This window comes from Bacillus sp. RO2, assembly GCF_012911845.1.
Lineage (GTDB): Bacteria > Bacillota > Bacilli > Bacillales > Bacillaceae_I > Sutcliffiella_A.
This window is the reverse complement of sequence record NZ_JAAXCU010000029.1, coordinates 1-10395: the sequence shown is the minus strand read 5'-3', so window position 1 is coordinate 10395 and position 10395 is coordinate 1. Positions and strand designations below refer to the sequence as shown.

General features: G+C 39.3%; 11 protein-coding genes. 8 read left to right on the top strand and 3 right to left on the bottom strand.

Features of this window, described 5'->3' with window-relative positions; all coding sequences use genetic code 11:
- The first annotated feature begins 753 nt into the window (after nt 1-753).
- Nucleotides 754-1566 (top strand): pyrroline-5-carboxylate reductase, encoded by an 813-nt coding sequence (gene proC, locus HF078_RS05850; RefSeq protein ID WP_169290289.1) that lies wholly within the window; start codon nt 754-756, stop codon nt 1564-1566.
- Between the two features lie 42 nt (nt 1567-1608).
- Here proC and msrA read toward each other — a convergent pair whose 3' ends face one another.
- The gene (msrA, locus tag HF078_RS05845) at nt 1609-2736 is read right to left on the bottom strand and encodes a peptide-methionine (S)-S-oxide reductase MsrA (protein WP_169290287.1); all 1128 of its coding nucleotides are present in this window, start codon (nt 2734-2736) and stop codon (nt 1609-1611) included.
- 169 nt (nt 2737-2905) lie between these two features.
- On the opposite strand from msrA, the gene HF078_RS05840 reads away from it, so the two are divergent.
- The 3 genes from HF078_RS05840 (at nt 2906) to crcB (ending at nt 4847) form a co-directional block, all read left to right on the top strand.
- Nucleotides 2906-3970, top strand: a complete 1065-nt coding sequence (locus tag HF078_RS05840; RefSeq protein ID WP_169290286.1) for an SDR family oxidoreductase — start codon at nt 2906-2908, stop codon at nt 3968-3970.
- A gap of 125 nt (nt 3971-4095) precedes the next feature.
- The gene (locus HF078_RS05835; RefSeq protein WP_169290285.1) at nt 4096-4473 is read left to right on the top strand and encodes a fluoride efflux transporter FluC; all 378 of its coding nucleotides are present in this window, start codon (nt 4096-4098) and stop codon (nt 4471-4473) included.
- Complete coding sequence (crcB, locus tag HF078_RS05830; RefSeq protein ID WP_205831534.1) at nt 4470-4847, top strand: fluoride efflux transporter CrcB; 378 nt, start codon at nt 4470-4472, stop codon at nt 4845-4847. The genes HF078_RS05835 and crcB overlap by 4 nt, the downstream gene beginning before the upstream one ends.
- A gap of 37 nt (nt 4848-4884) precedes the next feature.
- Here the strand turns inward: crcB and HF078_RS05825 are convergent, their stop codons facing one another.
- On the bottom strand, nt 4885-6162 hold the full coding sequence (locus HF078_RS05825; protein WP_169290284.1) for a histidine kinase dimerization/phospho-acceptor domain-containing protein: 1278 nt from the start codon (nt 6160-6162) through the stop codon (nt 4885-4887).
- A gap of 116 nt (nt 6163-6278) precedes the next feature.
- On the opposite strand from HF078_RS05825, the gene HF078_RS05820 reads away from it, so the two are divergent.
- Nucleotides 6279-6557 carry a hypothetical protein gene (locus tag HF078_RS05820; protein WP_169290283.1) on the top strand — a complete coding sequence of 93 codons (279 nt, stop codon included), beginning with the start codon at nt 6279-6281 and terminating at the stop codon, nt 6555-6557.
- A gap of 26 nt (nt 6558-6583) precedes the next feature.
- On the opposite strand, the gene HF078_RS05815 is transcribed toward HF078_RS05820, so the two are convergent.
- The gene (locus HF078_RS05815; RefSeq protein ID WP_169290282.1) at nt 6584-7102 is read right to left on the bottom strand and encodes a MerR family transcriptional regulator; all 519 of its coding nucleotides are present in this window, start codon (nt 7100-7102) and stop codon (nt 6584-6586) included.
- A gap of 297 nt (nt 7103-7399) precedes the next feature.
- Here HF078_RS05815 and HF078_RS05810 point away from each other — a divergent pair, with 297 nt between their 5' ends.
- The 3 genes from HF078_RS05810 to wrbA all read left to right on the top strand — a co-directional run bounded on the left by HF078_RS05810 (nt 7400) and on the right by wrbA (nt 9896).
- The gene (locus HF078_RS05810; RefSeq protein ID WP_169290281.1) at nt 7400-8698 is read left to right on the top strand and encodes a helix-turn-helix domain-containing protein; all 1299 of its coding nucleotides are present in this window, start codon (nt 7400-7402) and stop codon (nt 8696-8698) included.
- 16 nt (nt 8699-8714) lie between these two features.
- Nucleotides 8715-8861: a hypothetical protein gene (locus HF078_RS05805; RefSeq protein ID WP_169290280.1), complete on the top strand. Its 147-nt coding sequence runs from the start codon at nt 8715-8717 to the stop codon at nt 8859-8861.
- A gap of 420 nt (nt 8862-9281) precedes the next feature.
- Nucleotides 9282-9896 carry an NAD(P)H:quinone oxidoreductase gene (gene wrbA / locus HF078_RS05800; protein WP_169290279.1) on the top strand — a complete coding sequence of 205 codons (615 nt, stop codon included), beginning with the start codon at nt 9282-9284 and terminating at the stop codon, nt 9894-9896.
- Nucleotides 9897-10395 lie beyond the last annotated feature (499 nt).

Below are 10395 nucleotides of genomic sequence, written 5' to 3'. Positions count from 1 at the left end.
AATGTGAAATGATGAAAGAAGAATTGGTGTGGTCCAGGAGTAATAAAGGAGGAATGAGGACAAGGTAAAGGAGTATTAGTGTTGTCCGGTAGTTATAGGGTGGAAAGGAGAACAATGTACAGTAGATATGGTGTGGCACTGTAGTCATAGGGTCGGAATGAGGAAAATGTACAGGAGTTTTAGTGTTGTCCGGTAGTCATAGGGTCGCAATGAGGACAATGTACAGGAGTTTTGATGTTGTCCGGTAGTCATAGGGTAGCAATGAGGACAATGTTCAGGAGTTTTGATGTTGTCCGGTAGTCATAGGGGCGCAATGAGGACAATGTACAGGAGTTTTGATGTTGTCCGGTAGTCATAGGGTCGCAATGAGGACAATGTACTGGAGTTTTGGTGTTGTCCGGTAGTCATAGGGGTGCAATGAGGACAATGTACAGGATTTTTGGTGTTGTCCGGTAGTCATAGGGTCGCAATGAGGACAATGTTCAGGATTTTTGGAGATGCCAGGTAGTCATAGGGTCGCAATGAGGACAATGTACAGGAGTTTTGGAGTTGCCCGGTAGTCATACGGTCGCAATGAGGACAATGTTCAGGAATATTAATGTTGCACGGTAGTCATACGGGAGATTCCGTGGCAAACAGAATCTAAGCGTTTGACACAGAAGCAAAAGCGATCCATGAAATGAATATGGGTAGCTTTCTTCTTATGACTTTTATATAATTCAAAGCAGAACGTATAGGAAGTGATGCATAATGTTGAATAAAAAAATCGGGTTTATCGGTAGTGGAAAGATGGCTGAGGCTATTATTGGTGGGCTAATAAAGTCAGAGCTTGTTCCTGCCAATCAAATATTTGCGAGTGCCAAAACAAAAGTAACGATAGAGAAGATGGCAAATAAGTACGATATTGAAACAACTATCCGAAACAGGGAAGTAGCAACAAAAGCTGATATGCTAATCTTGGCTGTAAAACCAGACCTGCACAAAGAGGTAATAGAAGAAATTACCGACGTAATAAAAAGTGACGCTGTCATCATTACCATTGCGGCTGGTATCTCATTGGAGTTTCTTGAGTCAGCTTTCGGAAAAAAAATAAAAGCGGTGCGTGTGATGCCAAATACACCATCTTTAGTCGGCGAAGGCATGAGTGCGATTTGTGCAAATGAGTCAGTAAATGATAATGAACTTCAAAACGTCATCAGTCTTTTTGAAAGTTTTGGTAAAGCAGAGGTACTACCTGAAAAGTTGATGGATGCTGTTCCTGCTGTAAGTGGATCCTCGCCGGCCTATGTGTATATGTTTATTGAAGCGTTGGCGGATGGGGCGGTCCAGCAGGGAATTGCACGAAGTCAAGCTTATACAATGGCAGCGCAGGCCGTCCTTGGTGCTGCGAAAATGGTTCTTGAGACAGGCAAGCATCCTGGAGAACTAAAGGACAATGTGTGTACCCCGGGTGGAGCAACGATTGAGGCGGTCACAACATTGGAGAAGAAAGGTTTCCGGTCTGCGGTAGTCTCTGCAATGGAAGTCTGTACGGAAAAATCTAAAAAACTGAAAGATACTAAATAAGGAAGAAACCCACTCACCATCAAGGGAGAGTGGGTTTCTTCCTTATTCAAACAACTCCAGAAATTCCACGTATCCTTCTGCTTCAAGCTGTTCTTTCGGTACAAAACGGAGCGCAGCAGAGTTCATGCAATATCTTAAGCCTGTTGGCTCGGGGCCGTCATCAAAAACATGACCCAAGTGCGCGTTGCCTAATTTACTGCGGATTTCGGTTCGTACAGAGAAAAGACTCCGGTCTTCAAGCTCTACTATATTTTCTGCTACTAACGGCTTGGTAAAACTAGGCCAACCTGTGCCAGAATCATATTTATCGGTAGAGCTGAACAATGCCTCCCCTGAAATCAAATCTACATAAATGCCTTCTCCTTCAAAGTCCCAATATTCATTATTGAATGGTTCTTCTGTTCCATCCTCCTGCGTGACGTAATACTGTTCAGCAGTTAAAACGGAACGTAAATCTTCTTTAGATAAATGGAGAAGGGTTGTGTCATCATCCTCTACTTCCGGAATAATATTGCGGTTATTTCCCCACACCTTATCAAGAAACTCGTCACGTCCTGAGTTTTCTCGGTAAAAGTCATAGCGGACAGGGTTTTTGAGATAATAGTCTTGATGATAGTCTTCTGCAATATAAAAGGTTTCTGCTGCCCTGATCTCCGTCAAGATTGGTTGATCAAAACGCCCAGAGGCGATTATCTCTTCTTTTGATTTCTCGGCGAGTTGCTGCTGCTCTTCGCTATGATAAAAGATTTCAGAACGATAAGGAGTCCCTTTATCGACAAATTGTCCCTTGTCATCAGTTGGATCGACTTGTCTCCAGAAAACGTCTAACAAAGTTTCATAATTTATGACATTAGGATTATAGGAAACAATGACAGCCTCCACATGACCTGTCTCTCCGGTTGTTACCTCATTGTAGGCAGGATTTTTCACATTTCCACCGATATATCCTGAAACAACTTCGTATACACCAGGAAGCTTTTCGAATGGCGGTTCCATGCACCAGAAGCAGCCACCTGCAAATGTGGCATAGGCAATGTTTTCACTTTCCTCAAGCTCATAAGGAAGACTCCCGACAGATTTTTGTGTTACAGTTGCATACATTTTGGGTATAAAGAAGTAGGCGGCAAGACAAGCAATTACAAGAAGTAGACCCCAGAATTTTTTACTCATCACAGACTCCTTTTTTATGTCGTTATTTCCATTATAACGTAAGCGTTTTGCAGACCTCTACTAATGATATGCTTCTTCAAAATTTTCCATGTTTTGATTTCGTGTACAATCTATATTACTATTGTAATAGATTTGATTGAAAAATCATCTTCAACAATGGAGGACTTCAATGAACATATTCTTAACTGGTGCTACTGGATTTTTAGGGGGAAGGCTGATTCGCAACCTCTTGGAAGGAGAGCACACGGTCTATATATTAGCTAGAAACATGAAAAAAGCAACGGCATTGAAAGAAGACTTACCTGTTTCTTTACAAGAGCGGGTTACCATCCTAAATGGGGACATTGTTATGCCGGAATTCGGTTTATCAACTGATCAATTTGCTGCAATTACCAACAAAATCGATATTTTCTACCATCTTGCAGCATTAGTGAAATTCGATCATCATTTACGAGATACACTTATGGAAATGAATTACAAAGGAACGAAACATGCCTTAGAAGTTGCTGCTTCCATTGGGGTGAAAAAATTTATTCACGTTAGCACGGCATACACGGTTGGAGTATCTAATGCAGGTAAGGAAGAACTTTATAACTTACAACAGGACTTCAATAATCCATACGAGGAGAGCAAGGCCCTTGCAGAACATGAAGTAATGAGATATCAAGGCGTAATGGACGTCTCCATCTTTAGGCCTGCTATCATCGTCGGAGATTCTAAGACTGGTGAAGCGGACTCAAACTTTACCCTTTATGGGTTTATGAGAGGGCTCGAGCTTTTCAAACGAAAACTTGAGAGAAAAAATTACGAGGAAAAAGTCCACCTGGTCGGTTCCAAAGATGGTACTTCCAATCTTGTTCCGGTTGATTATGTAGCGGATATTTTAACAATTGCAGCTAAAAAAGCGGAAAAGAACACCATCTATAATATTACCAATCCAACGCCGCCAACCAACAGGGAAATACTTGAGAGGATAAAAGAACACCTGCATTTCCATTCACTTGGGATCTATGAGAAAGAAACAAACTTCTCTTTAACACAAGTGGAATTACAGTTAAATAGTATGATTGATGTATTTGGTCCATATCTCGATCGAAGTATCTCATTTGCAGATCAAAATACTCAAAAACTACTAAAAGATAGTCCTGTTCCTCATTTGAATATGACGAAGGAAATATTGGAAATTATTATCCGTGCTTATTTCGAACCTGAAAAGGAAAAAGTGGAAATTTAAATAAACTTCAAGGAAGGAGTGATGACCGTTGCATAGGTTTTCACTCTTTTTTTGTTTATAATAAATGAATAACCTACATGCGATTTTCCGCTTTTTGGAGGGAGAAGGGAGCAGGTGATAGTATAATGATGAAAAATATTCTAGCAGTTTTTATAGGCGGGGCAATCGGTACCTTGTTAAGGTGTGGGGTTACTTTAGGTACTGCTGACTTTGCTTTTCCAGTAGGGACACTTCTTGTGAATTTCGTGGGAAGTTTCTTATTGGGTACCTTTACAGGATGGTTTATCCAAAGAAAAGTAAAAGATTACATGAAAGTTGGGTTTGGTACTGGATTGTGTGGCGGTTTTACGACGATGTCTACTTTAGCTGCAGATGTATTTTTACTTAAGGCACAGTCTACTATGTTCACTACTACTGTTTATCTGTTCTCGTCCATTTTAGGTGGGCTTTTATTTGCTTTTTTGGGTCTTCTACTAGGACATTCCGCTAGGAGGTTAGTATGAGTCAAACGGACTTGAATTTTTTACTAGCCGTTGGAGGAGGGGCTGGGGCCTTGTGCAGATATTTGCTTGGATTGGCGCTTATGAAAAAATTTCCTACCCCGCGTATCCCAATAGCCATGCTCATTGTAAATATCTTAGGTTCTTTTGGATTAGGATTGCTAAATGGGAATCTAGATTCAAAGGATCTTTCTAATGACGCTTTGTTTGTTCTTCTTGGATTTGGTTTCTTTGGTGCATTTACGACTTTTTCCACTTTTAGTGTGGAAGCTGTACAGTTAGTCATGGATAAAAAGTATCAACATGCCCTTATTTATCTAAGCTTTAGCATTTTTGGTTCTATTATAGGGTTTTTACTTGGATATTATCTAAATTAGAAAGGAGAACTCGTTAGTGCTGATGGAGTTCCCCTTTTTAGTTAGTACGAATAACGTTTCTGGTGACCAGGTCACTATTTTTTACTTGGGCAGGTAACGTGAGAATTATAGACTTTCTAAACCACTGATTTCGATATTGAAGATCCCCGCCATGAGCGAGTAAGATCGTATAGGCAGAATAGAGAGCGGTATTTTCTTCATTTGGACGTAAATCTTGCAATTGAAGCAATGTTTTTATTGGATCTTTTTCAGCGTTCCCGTCTTTTATGACTAACTCGAATATTACTTCTGTGTGCTGAAGATAGTGTCTAAGCTGAAGTCTTTTCGTCACTCCGTCTTTGGAATGGATACAAAATTTAATGATGGTTGAGATAGATTCTGCAAGTAAATTCAAGTTTCCATTTATCCTTAGATTTCGCTCGCTGTTAATTTGAAAATCTATGTTGTGATTGTTCGCATATAATTGGATGTCTGATGCGACAAGATCAAGTAATTCCTTTGACGATAGTGGCCTTGACGAGAATGTTTCTGTCTTAACGAGTTTAATATAGGAATCAATTATTTTTTCGGCACGGTTCAGCTCTGTCAGAATGATGGGGACATATTCCTTATTGGCCCTATTGTGTTCTGCTCCAAGCAATTGAATAAATCCTTTCACCATAGTTAAGGGTTGTTGAAACTCTTTGGATACTTCGTCAGCAATGGTGTTGATATGGTAGAGCTTTTTCATTTTTTTATATTGATTTTGTAATTGATCTAATCCACTAAAATACTCCACTACGTAAAATAAAAGCAAAGTAGAGCCAATAAACACGATATCTGTCCTTACGATACTCATCCATTCTTTGTCTAAAATCACAAAAGTAATGCCATGTAGTATAGCTCCAATCCCGGCAATGGTTAAAATCAATAAGTATTTGAGAGAGTTTGAATACACTCTCCACTTTGCTTGAACCAATAATGGCAACACAGATAGAAAAGGGATTAGGAAATAAGCATGTAAGTAGTTAATGGGAGATGGAAAAATTAAAGGATAAATAAATAAAGCAATGACCGTCAATATTCCAGCCAGATACCCACCATATAATATGGCCATGATAACTGGAATACCACTTAAGTAAAAAGTGGTGTCACTTGCGACAAGTATAGGAAATGTCGAACACAGAAGGGCTGAAATGGTACAATAAAAAAAGACCGCGACTTGCCTTCTAAATTCGGAAGGCTTCCTATAACGCTTATGTACCAATGAATAGTATAAAAGAAGAGGAACGAACAAAAAAAACAGTTGCAATAAAATATCTTTCAAAAAGTTCATGACGAGACCCCTTACCCGGATGCTATATGTATTTTTTTTCATTTACAAAGTACCATAAATTGAAAGAAAATTCTATACAATTATAAAGAAAAATGTAGAAATAAGGAGGAAAGATTATGCAGGAAAAAGGTGAACTACTAGAATTATATAGGCTCCTATGGAATAACCGCTCCTTGGAGAGCTTAGATGGTTGTGATGAAAAGGAACTAGTGCAACAGGCGATTAGAAGGGAACTAAAGGATGAATTGACACACCCAAGAACAAGAAAACAACCGATAGAAAAATATTATTTAGCGGTTAAACGCATAATTGAGTCGAAAATAAACGCATCTGAACAATTATTGCTCATTAAAGAATTTACGATCGCCTTGGATGAAATAAAAAAAGAAAGCTGACCATTCAGGCATCATGGCAGCTTCTTCTATAATCCAAATATGGAACGAAATACATTGCGGCGCTTTTGTTGTGGAGGTTGGTCAAAGATAAGTGGGGGTTCCATTTTTTTTACGGGGGCTTGCAATTTATCTAACATACTCTCTAGTCTGTCCACTTTCTTTGTAAGTTCTTCTATTTCTTTTCTCTGTTGCAGCAGTTGATAGGATACTACCTCATCAGCCTTTTGCTGAATCATTTGCTCTGTTCTGCTCACTCTCTCAGTCAAAGTTACCAGCTGATGATCAAATGCTTTGCTCTTTCCACTTCGAACATTCATGTTTTCGACGTGTACTTCTTTGATATCTGTGTCAAATTCGACGTCCAATGCACCTGCTACCTCAGAGTTCGCTTTAAGTGTTTCAAGACGCGCTAGTGCTTCTTCATCATAAACATAATGGCCATAATCATTTTTGCGACAAGGGATTTCGTATTTTTGGACCCACTTACGAACCGTTCTTGGTGCCATACCTAATTCTTTTGCAACTTCATGTGTCTTTAATTCCATTCAAACTCCCTCCCTTTACTAATTGTATTTCTTCATTCAAAAGCAACTTCCTTCATGGTAGACAAAAGTAGTGATTGTTCGGCAAAAATAGTTAAAATCTAGCAATGATTTATCTTTTGTCTGCAAAAAAAGGAAAAATTTCCTATTGAAATATGCCTAGATAACTATAAAAAGAGGTTACGAAAAAATGGATATCCTTTTATAATAGGAAGACAGGGTTCAGACGCTTTGACGAAGTGGTTTACTTATAGTAATCTGAATATTTAAAACAGAAAACAAAGCGAAGGAATGATCCATATGATAAATCTCGAACAACCAACTGTTAAGACAACAAAAATGGATATTGGGAGTAAGATTAAATTTTTTCGCATTCAAAAAGGGTTAAAACAAGACGATCTTGCAAGAGGAATAATTTCCGTATCTTACCTATCAAAAATTGAAAATAACCTAACCTCTCCTAGTGAAGAAGTGTTGAGACTGTTATGTGAGCGTCTTGAAGTAAGTCTTATTGAACAGCAGGACGATACGATTTTTCAAGAACTTATGTCATGGTACAAGTTAATGACTACAAGTGAAAGTCAGGAAATAAAGCGAAGGTACGAGGACCTGGTAAAAAAAATTCAATCCGTTAACACAAAGACATATATGTATTTTGTACTGTTCGAATTGCGGTATCACCTTTACCTTAAAAACATGGAACAATCGAAGGCGCTTATCGAGAAATTACAACAGTTTCTGGATATTTTTGATATTCACATGCATTACTATTTTCAAAAATTCTATTCTATTTACGAATATAGATTGAACAATTTTGTACAGGCACTTGAACACTTAAAGGTAGCCGAACAATTACTGCAAAGGAATTCCAATCTCGAAAAATCAGAAGAGGCCGACCTCTACTATCTCTTCGGTCTTACATATAGTCAAACGATGAAGGAACCACTGAGCATCACCTACACCACTAAAGCACTCCAAGAATTCCAAGCCATCTATGATTTCAAAAGAAGCGCAGAGTGCCAAGTGTTACTAGGCATCTGCTATCGTAGAATTGGAGAATACGACCGCTCGGAAAAAAGTTACCTTCTTGCTCAGAAACTGTCAGAGTCGCTTAATAATATGTATCTTCAATCCCTCATCTATCATAATCTTGGAAAGCTATACTCCATTCAAGGCCAGCATGTAGAAGCAATCAATGAATATGAAAAAAGCTATTTTCTAAAACAGCAAGATAGACCTCAAAGTAAGCTAACTTCTATTTATTGTATTTTACTTGAATATGATAAACTCGGTGATTACACGGAATGCAGAAAATGGCTGAAGCTTGGCAAAGAACTTTTATCGAATCCAGAAGATGCCATTGAATATCATTATTACTTCTCCATCCATGAATGCATTCTTGAAGGGGAGTATGAAAAATTTGATCAAATATTTTTAGAGCAAGCCCTGCCATATTTTCAAGACAAAGATCTTAAGGAGCCGCTCATCATTTATGCTGAACGTCTGGCTCAATATTTTGAAGCCAGTTATAAATATAAAAAAGCAAGTTATTACTATTCTCTAGGATATAAGGAATTAAAGAAACAAACTTTTCTATAAGAAGGAGATGGGTCATATGAAAAAACGATTGGTTCTGTTGGGGTTGGCGTTTTTCTTACTATTCGGAGGTGCTACGGTGTTTCAGGAGGCAGGTTTAGATCCAACGCAGGAAGTATTATTAGCTACAAAGGATCAGCATCCGGACCCTATTCCGGAAGGATGATTTTAATTGATGGACCTTACTCAATAGAGTGGGGTCTTTTTTTATAGGCTCTGTTAAACACCGCTGTTGATTTCCGCACTAGGCTTCGCTTTCCTAGGGGCGTTTGGGGAGCCTCCTCGGAAAAGCGCCTGCGGGGTCTCCCCTAAACGCTATTTCCCTTAGGACAAGGAAGGCTTCGACAGCGATACATCGCACGAAGAAAATGCGTAGCATTTTCGAGGAGTCTTCGCCTATTGCTCCAATCAACAGCTAGGTTGTTGCAAAAATCAACAATTTGCTTTAACAGAGCCTTTTTATAAAAAACATATTCAATAGTTTTGATTCGAGATATTCGGGTACAAGAAAAGTTAGAAGGTAATAGTATTCTAGAACTGCAAACATGAAAAAGCCTTTCAAAATGAGTAAAAGGAGTGTTTGAGAATGACTACGAATGTAAAATTGGCAATTATCTATTACAGTTCAACAGGTACGAATTATAAGCTGGCAAAAACGGCAGAAGAGGAAGCAAAGGCAAGCGGTGCAGAGGTAAAGTTGGTAAAGGTCCCAGAGCTTGCCCCGCAACAGGCAATTGACTCTAATCCAGCTTGGAAACAACATTTGGAGGAAACAAAGGACGTACCGGAAGTAAGTTTAGACGACCTTACATGGGCAGATGCCTATATATTCAGTGTCCCAACTAGATATGGAACGGTTCCTGCACAAATGAAGCAATTCCTTGATACTACTGGAGGACTTTGGGCAGAAGGGAAACTCGCAAATAAAGTTGCAAGTGCCATGACATCTGCAAGCAATCCTCACGGAGGACAAGAACAAACTATCTTAAACCTTTATACCACTATGTATCATTGGGGAGTTATCATCGCCGCCCCAGGTTATACAGACAACTCCATTTTTGAAGCGGGCGGAAATCCATATGGAACAAGCGTGACAGCCGATCAGGACGGTAACTGGAAAGAGGATGTCACTGCAGCAGTCAAACATCAGACTAAACGGACCCTTCAGGTAGCAAGTGCCATCAAAAACGGCATGCAATAGACTACTACCAAATACAAATACCCATCACTAGTGTGGTGGGTATTTCATATATGTAAAAAAAGTCTTTGATTTTAGATGTCGTTTACACACCGCTGTTGATTTCCGCAAATGGCTTCGCTTTCCTAGGGGCTGACGTGAGCTTCCTCGGCTACGCCTGAAGCCACTGAGAAAGAGCTTGATTTTGAAATTTTACTAAACACCGCTGTTGATTTCCGCAAATGGCTTTGCTTTCCTAGGGGCTGACGTGAGCATCTTCGGCTACGCCTGAAGCCACTGAAAAAGAGCTTGATTTTGAAATTTCACTAAACATCGCTGTTGATTTCCGCAAATGGCTTCGCTTTCCTAGGGGCACTGCTGGAGCCTCCTCGGCTATGTACTGAACCCTTAAAACTGGACACATATTTTCTAAGCAGCTTGCTCAAATCTAGCTCGATAAGCTACTGGACTTTTACGTTTTAATCTTGATTTTATTCTCAGGTGGTTGTAGTAAAGGATGTAC

What these genes read in the sequence shown, in the direction of transcription:
- msrA (WP_169290287.1), bottom strand. Translation starts at nt 2,736, where the DNA reads ATGAGTAAAAAATTCTGGGGTCTACTTCTTGTAATTGCTTGTCTTGCC.
- HF078_RS05840 (WP_169290286.1), top strand. Translation starts at nt 2,906, where the DNA reads ATGAACATATTCTTAACTGGTGCTACTGGATTTTTAGGGGGAAGGCTG.
- HF078_RS05835 (WP_169290285.1), top strand. Translation starts at nt 4,096, where the DNA reads ATGATGAAAAATATTCTAGCAGTTTTTATAGGCGGGGCAATCGGTACC.
- crcB (WP_205831534.1), top strand. Translation starts at nt 4,470, where the DNA reads ATGAGTCAAACGGACTTGAATTTTTTACTAGCCGTTGGAGGAGGGGCT.
- HF078_RS05825 (WP_169290284.1), bottom strand. Translation starts at nt 6,162, where the DNA reads ATGAACTTTTTGAAAGATATTTTATTGCAACTGTTTTTTTTGTTCGTT.
- HF078_RS05820 (WP_169290283.1), top strand. Translation starts at nt 6,279, where the DNA reads ATGCAGGAAAAAGGTGAACTACTAGAATTATATAGGCTCCTATGGAAT.
- HF078_RS05815 (WP_169290282.1), bottom strand. Translation starts at nt 7,102, where the DNA reads ATGGAATTAAAGACACATGAAGTTGCAAAAGAATTAGGTATGGCACCA.
- HF078_RS05810 (WP_169290281.1), top strand. Translation starts at nt 7,400, where the DNA reads ATGATAAATCTCGAACAACCAACTGTTAAGACAACAAAAATGGATATT.
- HF078_RS05805 (WP_169290280.1), top strand. Translation starts at nt 8,715, where the DNA reads ATGAAAAAACGATTGGTTCTGTTGGGGTTGGCGTTTTTCTTACTATTC.
- wrbA (WP_169290279.1), top strand. Translation starts at nt 9,282, where the DNA reads ATGACTACGAATGTAAAATTGGCAATTATCTATTACAGTTCAACAGGT.